Genomic DNA, 16,474 nt, shown 5'->3' with positions numbered 1-16,474 from the left:
TATTCATGCAAGGCTGCCTAGAATGTTATCCCGTTAACCTGTAGAGAGAGTTTCTATGCACCCGCGTTTTCAAACCGCTTTTGGCGACCTGCCCGCCACCTTGCAATCCGCCCTGCTGCCTTATATTGATGCGCCTGATTTCCCGGCCATGTTCAAAGCGGAACAAGTGGACGCGATCAAGCAGCGCTGTGGGCTGGATGATGATGCTCTGGCATTCGCTCTGCTGCCACTGGCGGCGGCCTGCTCGTTAGCGCCAATCTCACAGTTTTATGTCGGGGCTATTGCCCGTGGGCAGAGCGGCAATTGGTATTTTGGTGCCAATATGGAGTTCAGCGGCGCCCCGATGCAACAAACCATTCATGCGGAACAGTGTGCGGTGACCCACGCCTGGCTGCGCGGTGAACCCGCTCTGGCCTCCATCACCGTTAACTACACGCCTTGCGGCCACTGCCGCCAGTTTATGAACGAGCTGAACAGCGGCACCGGCCTGAAAATCCGTCTGCCGGGCCGCGAGCCGGCAACGCTGGGTGATTACCTGCCGGACGCCTTCGGCCCGAAAGACCTGGATATCACCACGCTATTAATGGACCAGGTCGACCATGGTTTCCAACTGGCGCTGACTGACGAACTGGAAAAAGCAGCGCTGGCCGCCGCCAATCAGAGCCACGCACCCTACAGCAACGCCCACAGCGGCGTCGCACTGGAGGCTGATGACGGCACAATCTACACTGGCCGTTATGCAGAAAACGCCGCCTTCAACCCAAGTCTGCCACCCTTGCAGGCCGCGCTGATTCTGATGAATGTTTCCGGCGGCGACTGTCAAAAAGTGAAACGCGCAGTGCTGGCGGAACCCGAAAGTGCCATCCTCACCCAATGGGACGCAACCCGCGCCACGCTGGCTGCCCTGGGCTGCCAAAATGTCAGCCGTATCACTTTCTGATCCTGACCCTGGCGGTGCCGCCCGGCACCGCTGTTAACAGCCTCGCCAGCCGATTACAATGGCATTCACGTCTTAAAACACTTTCTTTAGTTAAATTAGGATTTGATCGTCGATAATTACGCCAATTTACCTCATGATCCGATAACAATTGCTGTACATATTTCGCCGATCTTTTAGGATCACCCTTATAAAGTTATCCGATACGTTGAAGAGCAAAAGTCATGGAACTTGAATACGAAAGCAAACGCCCTCTCTACATCCCTTATGCTGGCCCGATCCTGTTGGAATTCCCACTGCTGAATAAAGGCAGTGCTTTCACCGAAGAAGAACGCAACCATTTCAACCTGCAAGGCTTGCTGCCCGACGCGGTGGAAACCATTGAAGAACAGGCTGAGCGCGCCTATCGCCAATATCAGGATTTCAAAAACGACAGCGATAAGCACATTTACCTGCGCAACATCCAGGACACCAACGAAACCCTGTTCTACCGCCTGCTGGACTCGCACCTGAGCGAGATGATGCCGATCATCTACACGCCAACGGTGGGTGAAGCCTGCGAGCACTTCTCCGATATTTACCGCCGGGCACGCGGGCTGTTTATCTCCTATCCGAACCGCGATCGCATTGACGACATGCTGCAAAACGCCACCAAACAAAACGTTAAGGTGATTGTCGTCACCGACGGCGAGCGTATTCTGGGTCTGGGCGACCAGGGCATCGGCGGCATGGGCATCCCTATCGGTAAGCTGTCGCTGTACACCGCCTGCGGTGGTATCAGCCCGGCCTACACCCTACCGGTCGTGCTGGACGTGGGGACCAACAACCCGCAGCGCCTGAACGATCCGCTATACATGGGCTGGCGTCATCCGCGTATTTCAGGTGATGAATACCACGCTTTCGTTGAAGAGTTTATCCAGGCAGTAAAACGCCGCTGGCCGAACGTGCTGTTGCAGTTCGAGGATTTCGCTCAGAACAACGCGACCCCGCTGCTGAACCGCTATCGTGACGAAATCTGCTGCTTTAACGACGATATCCAGGGCACCGCCGCGGTGACGCTGGGGAGTCTGATTGCCGCCAGCCGCGCAGCGGGCAGCCAACTACGCGACCAGACAGTGACCTTCCTGGGTGCCGGTTCCGCCGGCTGCGGCATTGCCGAGCAAATTATCGCCCAGATGAAATCCGAAGGCCTGAGCGAAGACGAAGCGCGCGCCCGGGTGTTCATGGTTGACCGTTTTGGTCTGCTGACCGACAAACTGCCTAACCTGCTCGATTTCCAGAGCAAGCTGGTGCAAAAAAGCGAAAACCTGGCTGCATGGCAGACACAAAGTGACGCTATCTCACTGCTGGACGTGGTACGTAACGCCAAGCCAAGTATTTTGATCGGTGTTTCCGGCCAGCCGGGCTTGTTCACCGAAGAGCTGATCCGCGAAATGCACAAGCATTGCCCACGTCCGATCGTGATGCCGCTGTCCAACCCGACTTCACGCGTGGAAGCCCGTCCGGAAGACATCATCAACTGGACCGAAGGTGCTGCGCTGGTCGCCACCGGTAGCCCGTTCGCACCGGTACATTATAAAGACCAGCAGATCCCGATTGCCCAGTGCAACAACTCCTATATCTTCCCGGGGATTGGTCTGGGTGTGTTGGCCTCCGGCGCGACCCGTGTAACAGATGCGATGCTGATGGCTGCCAGCCGTGCGCTGGCCGAGTGTTCACCGTTGGCCACCGACGGGCATGGGGCACTGTTACCGGATATCGACGATATCCAGGGCGTGTCAAAATGCATCGCGATGGAAGTGGGTAAAGCGGCTCAACTGCAGGGAATGGCGGTAGTCACTTCTGAAGAGGCACTGTCGAAAGCCATCGAACACAACTTCTGGCGACCGCAATACCGCAGCTACAAGCGCACCTCGTTCTGATTTGCACAAACAAGTTGATAAAGTCCGGCTCGCCGGACTTTTTTTTGTGCCCGAAAACGCCTAAAAATGCGGCACAATACGTGCCAGAAGGGGGACAAGCTTGCTTCAAGTAGTCAGGTAAAGTAGCCTTGAACCATCTTTTTTGGCCACGGTGCGCGTAAGGCAATAACATGTGGAAACGCCTGATAATCGGCTTGTTTGTCATCGCTGCATTGCTGATGATCTCGGCTATCGCGCTCGATCGTTGGATCAGCTGGAAAACTGCACCTTTCGTCTATGACGAACTGCAAGGGCTGCCCCATCGCCAGGTCGGCGTAGTACTGGGTACCGCCAAATATTACCGTACCGGCGTGATCAACCAATATTACCGCTACCGCATTCAGGGGGCGATCAACGCCTACAACAGCGGCAAAGTTAAATACCTGCTGCTGAGCGGTGACAATGCCCAGCAAAGCTACAATGAACCCATGACCATGCGCCGCGATTTAATCGCCGCCGGCGTGGCGCCCAGCGATATCGTGCTCGATTACGCCGGATTCCGCACCCTGGATTCGATCGTACGTACCCGCAAGGTGTTCGACACCAACGACTTTATTATTATCACCCAACGTTTCCACTGTGAACGCGCGCTGTTTATCGCGCTGCATATGGGGATCCAGGCGCAGTGCTACGCGGTACCCTCACCAAAAGACATGATGACGGTGCGTGTACGCGAGATCTTCGCCCGCCTTGGCGCGCTGACCGATTTGTACATCCTCAAACGTGAGCCGCGCTTCCTCGGCCCGCTGATCCCGATCTCTGCCATGCACACCATACCGGAGGACGCCCAGGGTTATCCGGCGGTCTCACCGGAACAATTGGTCGAGCTGGAACACAAGCTCGAAGCAGAAAAACAAAAGGCCAAACAACCTTAACTTCCCCTCAATAAAAACAAAAACGGCCAGCATTTGCCGGCCGTTTTTTCGCTGAGACTTTTACTTCTTCTTGGCGTATTTTAGTGAATCCAGCGCTACCGCGAAGATAATAATGCCGCCCTTGATGATGTACTGCCAGTAAGGGTTAATACCGATGTAGGTCAGGCCGTAGTTGATGACGGTAAAGATAATGACCCCGGTCACCACCCCCAGCACTGTCCCCACCCCACCGGCAAAGGACACCCCGCCCACCACGCAAGCGGCAATCGCATCCAGTTCATACATAAAGCCGAGGTTGTTGGTGGCACTGCCGATACGCCCCGCTTCCAGCAAACCGCCAAATGCATAGAACACGCCTGACAGCGCATAAATCATGATCAGGTTCAACGGCACATTCACGCCGGAAACCTTTGCTGCCTCTGGGTTGCCGCCGATGGCGAAGATATTTTTGCCGAAGCGGGTTTTATTCCACAGGATCCAGACAAAAATAATCGCAATGACAGCGTAGAAGGTAATGTACGACAGCTTAAAGTCGCCAAAGCGCAGGAACCCTTGGGCAAAAGTGGAGAACTTGGGATCAAACCCTGCCACAGGGGATGCGCCAACGGAATCGTAATACAGCGAGTTGATGCCGTACACGATGATCATGGTGCCCAGGGTGGTAATAAACGGCGTTACGTTCAGGTAAGCGATGATCAAACCATTCACCAGGCCAATCACCGCTCCCACGGCACACACCAGCAGGATCACCAGTGGGATAGACCAGGTTTCCATGTGCGGAAACACCTTATTGACGTTGTCCATCGACTGTAACAACGTCGCCGCGATCACCGCCGCCAAACCCACCTGGCGTCCGGCAGACAGGTCGGTCCCCTGGGTGACAATCAGCCCGGCTACGCCCAGTGCAATAATAATGCGCACCGAAGACTGAGTCAGGATGTTGCTCAGGTTCATTAAGCTGAGAAAGGTCGGATCCTGGATAATAATAATTGCCAGCAACACCAGCAATACCACGTAAATGCCACCTTCCTTGAAATAGGTGAACAAAGTTTTTTTATTTAGCGCGTTCATAGTTCTGATCCTTAAAGGTGCAGGGATGCGAGACGTAAAATTTCATTTTGCGAGGTCTGTTTGGTGTTAACGATGCCCGCAACCTGACCATTACTCATCACCAGTATTCTGTCGGTAATTCCCAAAAGCTCCGGCATTTCAGACGAGACAATAATGATCCCCTTGCCCTTCTTCGCCAGTTCGGTCATCAGCTGATAAATTTCGAATTTGGCGCCAACATCAATGCCGCGCGTCGGCTCATCCAGCATTAATATTTCCGGTTGAGTCAACAGCCAGCGGCCGATGATCACCTTCTGCTGGTTACCGCCAGACAGCGAACCGATGTTGGTATGATGACCCGGCGTCTTGACCCGCATCGCGTCAATCACCCACTGGGTATCGCTCTTCATTCGGGCGTTATCCAACAGGCCGATTTTATTTTTATAATTGCGGATATTGGAGATCAGCGAGTTAAAGCCAATGTCCAGATAGGCGTAAATCCCGGTAGAACGGCGCTCTTCGGTTACCAGTGCAAAACCGTGATTAATCGCTTCATTGGCACTGTGATTATTGATGGCCTTGCCATGCAGTTTGATGGTGCCCGCGACTTTTTCGCGGATCCCAAACAGAGTTTCCACGATATCGGTGCGCTTGGCGCCCACCAGCCCGGCAATGCCGAGGATCTCGCCCTGATGCAGATCGAAAGAAACGTCGCGAATCGAAGGCTGGCGTAATGAGGTCAGGCCCTTCACCTCCAGGATCACCTCGCCCGGCGTATTTTGCCGATCGGGGAAACGCTGGCTGAGTGAACGTCCCACCATCATTGAGATGATCTTGTCCATATCCAGCCCTTCCAGCGGCTGGGTGGCAATCCACTGGCCATCACGCAAAATGGTGATTTCGTCGCACAGCTGGAAGATCTCCTCCATCTTGTGCGAGATATAGACGATGCCGCACCCGCGCTCTTTCAGTTTGCGGATAATGGTGAACAGATGATTCACCTCTTTTTCCGTCAGCGATGAGGTTGGCTCATCCATAATCACAATCTTGGCGTCGTAGGAGAAAGCCTTGGCAATTTCGATCATCTGCATCTGCGATACCGATAACGTGCCCACTTTATCGCGCGGGTTAATATCAATATCCAGCTCGTCGAATATCGCCTGAGTGTCCTTCAACATCTTGTCCTGATCGACAAACATGCCCTTGGTCGGGTAACGCCCGAGCCACATGTTGTCCATCACGGTACGCTGCAATACCAGGTTCAATTCCTGATGCACCATTGAAACACCGTGTTCCAGCGCCTCTTTGGAGCTTTTGAAATCCACTTCCTGGCCCTGAAAAATAATACTGCCGGCATCTTTTTTATAAATGCCGAACAGGCATTTTAATAATGTCGATTTCCCCGCGCCGTTTTCCCCCATTAATGCATGAATGGAGTGCGGACGAACGCGTAGATTCACATTATCCAATGCCTTGACGCCGGGAAATGACTTGCTGACATCAGTCATTTCCAGCAAAAATTCACGTGGGCTGTCGGCCATAAGTACACCTGGCTAGTATACCCGTCGCCTTTCAAGCCACAGCGTTGTTACCTGCACTCGCTCACCCCAGTTACTTACCTGAGTAAGCGCCTGGGCCGAGCGAGCTGGCCGCCTAACTGTAACTTGAAATTCATAGGGTATGGACTTGATATTAATATAAATGCCCCGCCTGCGGCTTTCCTGGTGTTGGCGCTGTTCAGCGCACCGCAAACGGGGTCATTGTGTGTTATCTCAAAACTTACTTAATAAACTGAGACAGGTTGTCTTTATCTACGCCAACGTAAGCAATGCGCACCACTTTATTTTCAATCTTATATTGGGTGCCATCGGCAGCCGGTTTGCCCGCTGCCAGGTTTTTCGCCAGTTCAAAAGTAGCTTTGGCCTGGTTGTCGGCATCGTTCAGAACTGTCCCCGCCATCGCACCAGATTTCACCATCGCCAGCGCTTCTGGCAACGCATCCACCCCGAATACCGGAATGCTGGATTTGTTGTGCGCTTTCAGCGCTTCTACTGCGCCCATTGCCATCGCATCGTTGTTGGCAATCACCACTTCGATTTTGTTAGCATTAGGACCGGACAGCCAGGCATCCATCTTGTCTTTGGCCTGAGCGGTGTCCCACATCGCGGTATCCATCTGCAATGCCTGCGTCTTGATACCGTCGTCGTTCAGCGTTTTAGTCACGTAGGTGGTACGCGCTTCGGCATCCGGGTGGCCCGGTTCACCTTTGAGCAACACATACTGGATTTGGCCGTCTTTGTTCAGATCCCAGTTCGGGTTAGCCTTCCAGTGCTTCTCGATCAGTTTCCCCTGGATCACGCCGGACTCTTTAGAGTCTGTCCCCACGTAATAAGCTTTGTCATAGCTGTCCAGTGCTTTGCGGGAAGGCTCTTTGTTGTAGAACACAATCGGAATATCGTTTGCGCGCGCCTTATCAATCACTACCGGGGCCGCCGCCGGGTCAACCAGGTTGATAGCCAGTGCTTTAACGCCCTTGGCGATCAGCACGTCAATCTGATCGTTTTGTTTGGATTGGTCGTTCTGCGAGTCATTCATCAGCAGGGTAACGTCCGGAGAAGCCTTGGCGTCTTTCTCGATAGCCTTGCGTACCACCGACATAAAGTTGTCGTCATATTTATAAATTGTGACGCCAATACGGGTATCTGCATGTGCTGCGGCGCCAAACATCATGGCTGCGGCCGTCGCGGCCAGGGTGAAAACCTTCTTATTCATTGTGTGTCTCCGGTTTATGTAGGGTCTTGCTCGGTATTAAGCCAATGGTCACCGGCGGTAGGTGCACGACCGGGCCTGGCAGTCTCCCTGTCATCCGTGAATCATGTTATTCCTGAAAATTGGGGTGCCAGCGCAAGTTTAAAACAGCAGCGGCAAGTGCCTTTGCGCTGGAAAACGACTAGAGCATAGACGGCGTGATGTTAATAAACTGTGAATTTTCTCACAGATTGAAAACGGTTACACAAGATTAAATGTTCAGAGAGTGACCGCTGCCTCAATTTGCCACGGAGCCACGGAATGGCGGCGTACCAGGGTAGGCATGAACAAATGGCGGTCCTGTGGCTCCAGCCGGCCTGCCGCTCCCTGCAGGGCCAACTCGGTAGCCAGCGTCGCCATGGTGACGATGGGATAGCGCACCGTGGTGAGCTTGGGGCTGGTATAGCGTGCGATAGGGATATCATCGAACCCCACCAGCGAGAAATTTTGCGGTACTGTGATAGCGTTTTCTTTCAGCACCGCCATGGCACCGGCGGCCATGGCGTCGTTATAGGCAAACACCGCGCTCAAATGCAGGTTACGACCAAGCAGCTCGACCATTGCCGCTTCCCCACCCTGCAGATCCGGCGAACCATAGGCGCGCCAATTGTCCGGCGTAACCAAGCCAGCCGCAGCCATCGCTTGCGTATAGCCCTGCTGACGCAGCGGCCCGTCTTCGATCGGGTGGTTGGAGCCCAGATAACCAATGCGCTGATGACCCTGCGACAACAGCAAACGCATTGCCATCTCCGCGCCGCTCACGTTGTCCAACCCGACGCAGCGATGCTCATAGCCGGCAATGATGCGGTTGATCAATACCATGCCCGGCACCTGGTCGAGGAAAGTCATCAATTCAGCATCACACAGCGCTTTAGCATGCACAATCAAGGCATTACAGCGCTGGCGAATCAGCACTTCAATGGCGTGACGCTCTTTATCCGCCTGGTGATAACTGTTGCCGATCAACAGATATTTGTGGTGTTGCTGCGCCACGGTGTCGACCGCTTTCACCAGCGCACCAAAGAAAGGATCGGAGACGTCCATCACCACTACCCCGAGGGTATCGCTGCTCTGGGTAGCCAGCGCCTGTGCATTGGCGTTGGGCCGATAACCGAGTTCAGCCACCGCCTTAAGCACCTGTTCACGCGTCTCTTTACTGGTCAGGGCGCTGTGGTTCAGCACGCGGGAGACGGTCGCCACGGACACGCCCGCACGCTTCGCCACGTCGCGAATGGTGGTTGGGTGAACAGAGGTCATGAAAAATCCTGAGGTCGGGGTAATTGACAGTGGCGCTATCCTACCCCTTTTGTCATCCTCCTCTGCGTGAATCCCGTCACAGGAAAGAAAACGTTTACATACATTTTTTTAACCTACCTGCGCCAGATCTCAATTCAGTACCTTGGGCTCCGTCTTACCGGCAGCCAGAGTGGTCAATTTGCGCCATAGCCACTCCACCGGCCCCTGGGCGAAGTAACGCAACCACAGGTTAGAAAACAACAGGTTAGCCAACCAGACCAACGGCACAAACGCCAGCAGTTGCAGGCGATCAAACTGTTGATACAGGCCAAAGCGGTAGAACAGCGTGGTACAGATCAGCGTTTGCAGCAGGTAATTACTGAGCGCCATACGCCCGACCTGGGTCAACCAATGCCCAATGCGCAGCCGCGACAGCGTTGGCCAGAAACCGTAGCACAGTGCCAGATAGCCCATGGCCTGCAGCGGAGCGCCCAGTTCGCGCGGCACCTGCAATAAAAAGCCGCTCCAGCGGTAGTCCCAGTGAAGATGCCATTGCAACGCCACCGCCGGCAGTTGGATCAGCAATGAAAGCGGTATTAGCCAGGCGGCCTGACGGCGATAGTAACCCGGCGAATAGGTGCCACGCAGCCAACCGCTGCGCATCAGTCCGGCACCAAACAGCATCAGCCCCGCCAACTCCCAACCGTATTGCGCGCCAATCGCCAACAGACTGGACGAGAGCAGATCGGTACGGCTACGCCAGGCCTCCATGCCGCCCTGCAGCTTCCAGAATTTTTCATACTGCAGTTCCGCCACGCCAGGCTGCCAGAAACCGCCCGGCTCACCGTGCGAGATAAAGCCCAACAACAGCAGCACTCCGACACCGATCAGGTATAGCACTACGCCGGTTTTAAATAGCTGATAGGTTTCTTTGGCATCGCGGATCATCCGCCAGCACACCAGCCCGATAAGGCCGTAGGCCAGCAAGATATCGCCGTCCCACAGGAAAATGGCATGCGCCAAACCAAACAACACCAGCCACGACAGCCGCGCACGTATCCAGCCCTTGCCGCGCCGCAGCAGCATCTGCAGGCCGGCACCAAACAACAGGGCAAACATCGCCAGAAACTTGGCCTGAGCGAAAATATCCAGCAGCGCCCAGGTCCAGGCATCACGCGATGACGGCAGCCCCAGATAGGCAGGATTCAGGTAGGCCGCCTTCGGCAGGCCAAAGGCGCTGATATTCAGCAGCAGAATGCCAAGGATGGCGATACCACGCACACAGTCCAGAGTGGCGATGCGCGGCAGCGGTGTGGTCGAAGGGTTGCTCATTATTTTATCGCTGTATACCGGCCATTAAAAAGGCGCCCGCAGGCGCCTGTTCTTGTTCGTTAACTCCACATCACCCCTGGTGATGTCGCACCGCACGCAGGAATTCCTGACGGGTGTTCTGGCTGGACTTGAACAGCCCACCCAGCGAGGTGGTGGTGGTGGCGCTGGTCGCGTCGCGGATACCGCGCGCCTTAACACAATAATGGACCGCATCAATCGATACTGCCACGTTATTGGTGCCCAGCAGGGTTTGCAATGCCACCAGGATCTGTTGAGTCAGACGCTCCTGCACCTGTGGGCGCTGGGAGAAGAATTGCACGATACGGTTGATTTTCGACAGGCCGATCACCGCATCTTTCGGAATGTAGGCCACGGTCGCTTTACCGTCGATAGTCACGAAATGGTGTTCACAGGTGCTGGTCAAGGTAATGTCGCGCACCGTCACCATTTCATCCACCTTCATCTTGTTTTCGATGACAGTAATTTTTGGGAAGTTAGCGTAGTCCAGACCGGAGAAAATTTCATCGACATACATTTTGGCGATACGGTGTGGGGTTTCCGCCAGGCTGTCGTCGGACAGATCGAGATTAAGCAGCTGCATGATTTCCGTCATGTGCTCTTTAATACGGCGCTTGCGCGTCTCGCGATCCAGCACTTCACCACGCAACGGGGTTTCCAGGCCACGCTCTTCGAGCGCCGCATGAACCAGAACAGCTTCTTTACTTAATGATGTCATTTCATCTCTCCAACGGACCTGAACTCGCCAGTCCGGCTGCTTTACCGAGCAGACTGGTGAATCGCATACTCTCCTGACGGCAGAGGTTTCCGTCATTGATAACGTGAACCCGGTCAAGATTTTGTCCCCACTCTAGATGAGAGCGAGGGGATTATCCAGTGATTGTGCTTCATCAGCAGGTGAAATATTCGCATTTAGCACAATCAGGCCCGCTGCGGCTATTCCACGTTTTTTGTACGGAATTTAATCACAGTGGCGTCGGTTTTCGTGCCAGCTCGCGCGCCGGGGTATTCACCACCAGCAGACCGGCAACGATCAGCGCCACCACGGCGACATATAACGCCGGTTCCAGCCGATGGGTCAAAGCAGTGGACAGCGCCGACAGCGTCGGGCCGACCAACTGACCAATCGCATAACCGGTGGTCAACAGCCCCGCCATGTAACGCGCATGATTGGGTGCCAGTTCCCTGCCGTGCTGAATAGACAGCTGCACCACGCTGAGGAAGCCACCGCCGGTCAACAATGCCCCCAACGCCAGTCCGGCGACCCCCGGCACGATTTCCGCACTCAAGACCCCCAGCGCCTGTACCCACAGCGTCATGGCCAGACGCGTTTGGGTGGTCAGCTTGTGACGGGTCAGGATACCGATAACAATACCCAGCACCGCCGCCCCACCGAAGATCGGCCAGACAAATTGGGCGAATGCGCTGCCGGGAAAACGTGCGGCGGCCATTTGCGACAAAAAGGTGGCCGGCAGAATATAGCCAAAGCCCGCCAGGCTGTAGCTCCATACCAGCCGCTTTAGCGCCGGAGTCAACAGCAGGGGTTCCGCTGGCACATCGGGGCGATGTAATTCACCTGCTTTGGGCAGATTAATGCTGATTGCACCAATCAACACCAACGCCAACACGCCGTACACCAGCCAGGCCTGAGATGCCGTCAGCGCCAGGCTGTGAATACCGACCGCCAGCATACCGCTGATAAAAATGCCAGCCCCCGGCCCGGCGAAAACCGCCGCGCTGAGTGCCGGACGGCCATAGTGTGCCAGCCGTTCGTTGGTCCAGGCCGCCACCAGTACCATCGCCCAGCCGCTGGCCCAACCAATCAGGAAACGCACGGCACCGTGCCACCATTCGCCCTGCACCCAGGCAGAAAGCAAGGTCAAGATTACCGCTCCCCACACGCCCAGCCACAGCCGACGTTCAACATGGCGGTTGGCACGCATGGCGTCATAAGCGCCGCACAGATAGCCCAGATAGTTGATGGCTGCCACCAGCCCGGCCCCGGTCAACGTGAACTGGTGCTCGGCAATCATCAGCGGCACCTGTGGAGTAAAGGCGAAGCGGCCGATCCCCATAGCTACGATCAATGCAATAAAGCCGCTCAGGGCTATTTTTAAGGCCATGTAGAGTATCCAGACTGTTAAAAGAAAGTTGCCAGTATCATGCAGCAGTATTACACTCACAAAAACTGAATAATACTCATCAAGTTCATCACGAAAAGAGAAGATAATGGATCTGACCCAGCTCCGCATGTTCTGCAGCGTCGCCGAAACCGGCTCCGTCGCCCGTGCCGCCGAGCAGTTGCACCGCGTTCCCTCGAACCTGACCACCCGCCTGCGTCAGCTCGAACAGGAACTGGGCACCGATCTGTTCATCCGCGAAAAACAGCGCCTGCGCCTTTCGCCGATGGGCCATAATTTTCTCTGCTACGCCAACCGTATTCTGGCCCTGAGCGAAGAAGCGATGAGCATTACCCATGCCGGTGAGCCGGCAGGCAACTTCGCCATAGGTTCGATGGAAAGCACCGCCGCCACCCGCTTGCCCACTTTACTGGCCGCCTATCACCAACGTTTTTCGCAGGTATCACTGTCGCTGACCACCGGTACCTCCGGCGAAATAACCGAACGGGTACGCGCCGGTACGCTGGCGGCGGCACTGGTCGATGGGCCGGTACAGTATGACGAACTCAATGGCTGTATCGCCTTTCCCGAACATATGGTGGTGATCTCTTGCCTCGATCATCTGCCGATCCACAGCGCCAAAGACGCCAAGGGCGAAACGCTGTTTGCCTTCCGCGCCAGTTGCTCTTACCGCCTGCGGCTGGAGTCCTGGTTCAAGCGCGAAGGCGTATTGCCGGGCCAGGTGATGGAAATCCAGTCTTACCACGCCATGCTGGCCTGCGTCGCCAGCGGTGCCGGGCTGGCGATGATCCCGCATTCGGTGCTGAGCCTGCTGCCGGGCCATGAGCGGGTGAAAGTACACACCCTGCCGGACGACATCGCCCAAACCGCCACCTGGTTACTGTGGCGACGTGATGCCTTTGGCCCGAACGTGCGCGCTCTGAAAGAATTAATTATTGAACAGGCAGAAACCCTCTCGGTTGAAAATACTGCCCGTGATTTACCTGATGCTATCGACATAGCCTGATTAAAAATAGACCACTGGAGACTATGATGGAAATGATCAAAACCCGTGCCGCCGTTGCCTGGGGCCCGAACCAGCCGCTGAAAATCGAAGAAGTGGATCTGATGCCACCGCAAAAAGGCGAAGTGCTGGTGCGGATCGTCGCCACCGGCGTCTGCCATACCGATGCCTATACTCTGTCAGGCGCCGATCCTGAAGGCGTGTTCCCGGCGATCCTCGGCCATGAAGGCGGCGGCGTGGTAGAAGCCATCGGTGAAGGCGTGACCAGCGTAGCGGTCGGCGATCACGTTATCCCGTTGTACACGCCGGAATGCGGCGAGTGCAAATTCTGTAAATCCGGCAAAACCAACCTGTGTCAGGCGATCCGTGCGACCCAGGGCAAGGGCCTGATGCCGGACGGCACCACCCGCTTCTTCAAAGACGGCAAGCCTATCTTCCACTACATGGGCACTTCCACCTTCTCCGAATACACCGTAGTGCCGGAAATCTCACTGGCAAAAATCAGTAAAGAAGCCCCGCTGGAAGAGGTTTGCCTGCTGGGCTGCGGCGTCACCACCGGCATGGGCGCGGTAATCAACACCGCCAAAGTGCAAAAAGGCGATACCGTGGCCATCTTCGGCCTCGGCGGCATTGGCCTGTCGGCGATCATCGGCGCCCAAATGGCCGGTGCCGGTCGTATCATCGGCATCGATATCAACACCAGCAAGTTCGACCTGGCACGCAAGTTGGGCGCCACCGACCTGATTAACCCGAAAGACTACGATAAGCCTATTCAGGACGTGATCGTCGAACTGACCGACGGCGGCGTTGATTTCTCCTTCGAATGTATCGGCAACGTCAACGTGATGCGTTCGGCGCTGGAATGCTGTCACAAAGGCTGGGGCGAATCAGTGATTATCGGCGTAGCCGGTGCCGGCCAGGAAATTTCTACCCGTCCGTTCCAACTGGTGACCGGTCGCGTATGGCGCGGTTCCGCCTTTGGTGGCGTGAAGGGCCGTTCGCAGCTGCCGGGCATCGTCCAGCGTTATATGGACGGCGAGTTTGCGCTGAATGACTTTATTACCCACACCATGGGGCTGGAGCAGATTAACGAAGCGTTCGATTTGATGCACGAAGGCAAATCCATCCGTTCCGTTATTCACTTCGACAAAAAATAAGCCAGGAGGCAGAGATGACCTTGTCATTAGAACTTCTCGAAGAGCACCGTATGTTCGGCGGCTGGCAACAGCGTTATCGCCATGCGGCGCAGAGCCTGAATTGCAACATGACTTTCAGCATCTATCTGCCGCCCCCGCGCGATGATAACCCGCCGCCAGTGCTGTACTGGCTGTCGGGGCTGACCTGCAATGATGAAAACTTCACGCTGAAGGCCGGGGCGCAGCGTATCGCCGCCGAGCTGGGGCTGGTGCTGGTGATGGCTGACACCAGCCCGCGTGGCGACGATGTGCCCAATGATGAAGGCTATGACCTGGGCCAGGGAGCCGGCTTCTACTTGAATGCCACCCAGGCGCCGTGGGACAAGCACTTTCGCATGTACGACTACATCAGCGACGAGTTGCCGGCGCTGATCAATCAGCATTTCAGCGTCAGCGATCGCCAGTCGATCTTCGGTCACTCAATGGGCGGCCACGGCGCACTGGTGATGGCATTGCGTAATCCGCAGCGTTTCCGTTCGGTGTCGGCATTTGCGCCCATCGTTAACCCCTGTCAGGTGCCCTGGGGGCGTAAAGCCTTCGCCGCCTATTTGGGTAACGACGAAAGCCAGTGGCTACAGTATGACAGCTGCCACCTGTTGGCCAATGGCGCAGAAAAAATGCCGATACTGGTGGATCAAGGGGATGATGATCAGTTCCTGGCGGATCAACTGCAACCGGCGAAGCTGGCCGAGCTGGCACGCCAGCGCGACTGGCCGCTGACCCTGCGCATTCAGCCGGGTTATGACCACAGCTACTTCACCATCGCCAGCTTTATCGAAGACCACCTGCGCTTCCACGCCGAACATCTGTTCCGGTGATCGCAAAATCCGGGCGGTGGTATCCCGCCCGGATTTAATCAGATACCGTCGAGAAGAAAATCTATTGCGGCTTTAACCTCGGTCCGGTATTGGGAAGCAACGCAAAATTCAGCGCCCAGGGCACGAACGGGAATACTGGCCATCTCATGAGTCATAACGGCGTACTCGTTGTCATCCACCAGTCTGACTACAGGGATCAAACGTTCCGGGCGAGTGTTACCCGGAAACTTTTCAATGGGTAATAATGGGATCACGACACGACGATTTAATTGCCCGATGATATCGCTTGTCACATCAAGCAGCAGTGGGTAAACGATGCTTTTCCCTGTGTTTGCGTATACCGTAAATTGCATTGCTAAAACGTCCTGTATTCGTCGCTGAAACAACCATGTTCATCATGAAAACGATTCAGCGCCTCAATAGCTTCCCGATTATCTTCCTTCCATTTCCTCATCTCATGCTGACGCAACTCAGCATCCAAAGCAGCGTTCAGCGTGGCGCTAAGGTTAATACCCGCCTCTCGTGCGCGGCTCAGCAAGCTGCGTTCCACCGTCATGGTAACGCTTTGCGTCGTTCGTTGTTTTACTGGCATCAGTACCCTCCACAACAATCTTCGTGCAAGCAACACGGCTTATTGAACGGATAATAGCACCGAAGAGCAGTGTTAGCCCATTCAAATATGCACCACAGGTCACGCCGAACATCTGTTCCGGTGATCGACCCTAACCGCTTGCGATGGTCAGTATCGCAAGCGGTTATTCTTCCAGATATCACCGTCAGTTAACGCTCTCGGCCAGTGAACCAATAATAAACATCTTCAAACCAGGTCAATAAGGCTTTGGTGCCGATCACGATTAATACTGCCGAGGTAACATCGACATAACTATTATCAGGTTTCATAATAGCCAGTGATGAATACTCGATTAGCGAAAACGAAATCAATACCCATAGAACTATAATAATGAAGTATCTCATTTACACATCCATGTAAAATAATCATAAAACCACCAGAAAAACAAGGTAACACCAGGGAATTGGAAATAAAACAAAAATAACCATTGATTATTGTGATATGACTAATGCAACAATTGAATTAACG

Annotated in this window: 15 protein-coding genes; 6 read left to right on the top strand and 9 right to left on the bottom strand. The window is 54.9% G+C overall.

Annotated features, from left to right (window positions below; all coding sequences use genetic code 11):
* Positions 1-55: 55 nt before the first annotated feature.
* The 3 genes from cdd (at position 56) to sanA (ending at position 3,773) form a co-directional block, all read left to right on the top strand.
* Positions 56-940 (top strand): cytidine deaminase, encoded by an 885-nt coding sequence (cdd, locus tag E5C26_RS07945; RefSeq protein WP_135315804.1) that lies wholly within the window; start codon positions 56-58, stop codon positions 938-940.
* Positions 941-1,161: 221 nt separating this feature from the next.
* Positions 1,162-2,859, top strand: coding sequence for an NAD-dependent malic enzyme (locus E5C26_RS07940; protein ID WP_135315803.1), 1,698 nt, complete (start codon positions 1,162-1,164; stop codon positions 2,857-2,859).
* A 170-nt stretch (positions 2,860-3,029) separates the two neighbouring features.
* Entirely contained in the window at positions 3,030-3,773 is a 744-nt protein-coding gene (sanA, locus tag E5C26_RS07935) for an outer membrane permeability protein SanA (RefSeq protein WP_135315802.1), read from the top strand.
* A gap of 60 nt (positions 3,774-3,833) precedes the next feature.
* Here the strand turns inward: sanA and mglC are convergent, their stop codons facing one another.
* From mglC to E5C26_RS07900, 7 genes are all read right to left on the bottom strand, one after another.
* Positions 3,834-4,844 (bottom strand): galactose/methyl galactoside ABC transporter permease MglC, encoded by a 1,011-nt coding sequence (mglC, locus tag E5C26_RS07930; RefSeq protein ID WP_135315801.1) that lies wholly within the window; start codon positions 4,842-4,844, stop codon positions 3,834-3,836.
* 11 nt (positions 4,845-4,855) lie between these two features.
* Positions 4,856-6,364, bottom strand: a complete 1,509-nt coding sequence (mglA, locus tag E5C26_RS07925; RefSeq protein WP_135315800.1) for a galactose/methyl galactoside ABC transporter ATP-binding protein MglA — start codon at positions 6,362-6,364, stop codon at positions 4,856-4,858.
* Between the two features lie 238 nt (positions 6,365-6,602).
* Positions 6,603-7,595, bottom strand: a complete 993-nt coding sequence (mglB, locus tag E5C26_RS07920) for a galactose/glucose ABC transporter substrate-binding protein MglB (protein WP_012005996.1) — start codon at positions 7,593-7,595, stop codon at positions 6,603-6,605.
* Positions 7,596-7,850: 255 nt separating this feature from the next.
* The gene (gene galS / locus E5C26_RS07915) at positions 7,851-8,888 is read right to left on the bottom strand and encodes an HTH-type transcriptional regulator GalS (protein WP_135315799.1); all 1,038 of its coding nucleotides are present in this window, start codon (positions 8,886-8,888) and stop codon (positions 7,851-7,853) included.
* Positions 8,889-9,017: 129 nt separating this feature from the next.
* The gene (yeiB, locus tag E5C26_RS07910) at positions 9,018-10,199 is read right to left on the bottom strand and encodes a DUF418 domain-containing protein YeiB (RefSeq protein WP_135315798.1); all 1,182 of its coding nucleotides are present in this window, start codon (positions 10,197-10,199) and stop codon (positions 9,018-9,020) included.
* Between the two features lie 70 nt (positions 10,200-10,269).
* A complete protein-coding gene (folE, locus tag E5C26_RS07905) occupies positions 10,270-10,935 on the bottom strand; it encodes a GTP cyclohydrolase I FolE (RefSeq protein WP_012005993.1) in 666 nt (221 codons plus the stop codon).
* 247 nt (positions 10,936-11,182) lie between these two features.
* Positions 11,183-12,340 carry a YbfB/YjiJ family MFS transporter gene (locus E5C26_RS07900; RefSeq protein ID WP_135315797.1) on the bottom strand — a complete coding sequence of 386 codons (1,158 nt, stop codon included), beginning with the start codon at positions 12,338-12,340 and terminating at the stop codon, positions 11,183-11,185.
* A gap of 106 nt (positions 12,341-12,446) precedes the next feature.
* On the opposite strand from E5C26_RS07900, the gene ptrR reads away from it, so the two are divergent.
* From ptrR to fghA, 3 genes are read left to right on the top strand one after another with little or no spacing between them, the layout of a single operon-like run.
* Positions 12,447-13,364, top strand: coding sequence for a putrescine utilization regulator PtrR (ptrR, locus tag E5C26_RS07895; protein ID WP_135315796.1), 918 nt, complete (start codon positions 12,447-12,449; stop codon positions 13,362-13,364).
* Positions 13,365-13,390: 26 nt separating this feature from the next.
* Complete coding sequence (locus tag E5C26_RS07890) at positions 13,391-14,518, top strand: S-(hydroxymethyl)glutathione dehydrogenase/class III alcohol dehydrogenase (RefSeq protein WP_012005990.1); 1,128 nt, start codon at positions 13,391-13,393, stop codon at positions 14,516-14,518.
* Positions 14,519-14,532: 14 nt separating this feature from the next.
* A complete protein-coding gene (gene fghA, locus E5C26_RS07885; RefSeq protein ID WP_135315795.1) occupies positions 14,533-15,375 on the top strand; it encodes an S-formylglutathione hydrolase in 843 nt (280 codons plus the stop codon).
* Between the two features lie 38 nt (positions 15,376-15,413).
* Here the strand turns inward: fghA and E5C26_RS07880 are convergent, their stop codons facing one another.
* The gene (locus tag E5C26_RS07880; RefSeq protein WP_135315794.1) at positions 15,414-15,728 is read right to left on the bottom strand and encodes a CcdB family protein; all 315 of its coding nucleotides are present in this window, start codon (positions 15,726-15,728) and stop codon (positions 15,414-15,416) included.
* A 2-nt stretch (positions 15,729-15,730) separates the two neighbouring features.
* Complete coding sequence (locus E5C26_RS07875; protein WP_012005987.1) at positions 15,731-15,967, bottom strand: type II toxin-antitoxin system CcdA family antitoxin; 237 nt, start codon at positions 15,965-15,967, stop codon at positions 15,731-15,733.
* Positions 15,968-16,474: the final 507 nt, after the last annotated feature.

It is taken from the genome of Serratia proteamaculans (assembly GCF_004684015.1).
Taxonomy (GTDB): domain Bacteria; phylum Pseudomonadota; class Gammaproteobacteria; order Enterobacterales; family Enterobacteriaceae; genus Serratia; species Serratia proteamaculans_F.
Note: the sequence above shows the minus strand (reverse complement) of the source record. Positions and strands in the feature narration are given on the sequence as shown.

Coding starts and splice junctions, on each gene's coding strand:
- cdd (WP_135315804.1), top strand. CDS start 56: ATGCACCCGCGTTTTCAAACCGCTTTTGGCGACCTGCCCGCCACCTTG.
- E5C26_RS07940 (WP_135315803.1), top strand. CDS start 1,162: ATGGAACTTGAATACGAAAGCAAACGCCCTCTCTACATCCCTTATGCT.
- sanA (WP_135315802.1), top strand. CDS start 3,030: ATGTGGAAACGCCTGATAATCGGCTTGTTTGTCATCGCTGCATTGCTG.
- mglC (WP_135315801.1), bottom strand. CDS start 4,844: ATGAACGCGCTAAATAAAAAAACTTTGTTCACCTATTTCAAGGAAGGT.
- mglA (WP_135315800.1), bottom strand. CDS start 6,364: ATGGCCGACAGCCCACGTGAATTTTTGCTGGAAATGACTGATGTCAGC.
- mglB (WP_012005996.1), bottom strand. CDS start 7,595: ATGAATAAGAAGGTTTTCACCCTGGCCGCGACGGCCGCAGCCATGATG.
- galS (WP_135315799.1), bottom strand. CDS start 8,888: ATGACCTCTGTTCACCCAACCACCATTCGCGACGTGGCGAAGCGTGCG.
- yeiB (WP_135315798.1), bottom strand. CDS start 10,199: ATGAGCAACCCTTCGACCACACCGCTGCCGCGCATCGCCACTCTGGAC.
- folE (WP_012005993.1), bottom strand. CDS start 10,935: ATGACATCATTAAGTAAAGAAGCTGTTCTGGTTCATGCGGCGCTCGAA.
- E5C26_RS07900 (WP_135315797.1), bottom strand. CDS start 12,340: ATGGCCTTAAAAATAGCCCTGAGCGGCTTTATTGCATTGATCGTAGCT.
- ptrR (WP_135315796.1), top strand. CDS start 12,447: ATGGATCTGACCCAGCTCCGCATGTTCTGCAGCGTCGCCGAAACCGGC.
- E5C26_RS07890 (WP_012005990.1), top strand. CDS start 13,391: ATGGAAATGATCAAAACCCGTGCCGCCGTTGCCTGGGGCCCGAACCAG.
- fghA (WP_135315795.1), top strand. CDS start 14,533: ATGACCTTGTCATTAGAACTTCTCGAAGAGCACCGTATGTTCGGCGGC.
- E5C26_RS07880 (WP_135315794.1), bottom strand. CDS start 15,728: ATGCAATTTACGGTATACGCAAACACAGGGAAAAGCATCGTTTACCCA.
- E5C26_RS07875 (WP_012005987.1), bottom strand. CDS start 15,967: ATGCCAGTAAAACAACGAACGACGCAAAGCGTTACCATGACGGTGGAA.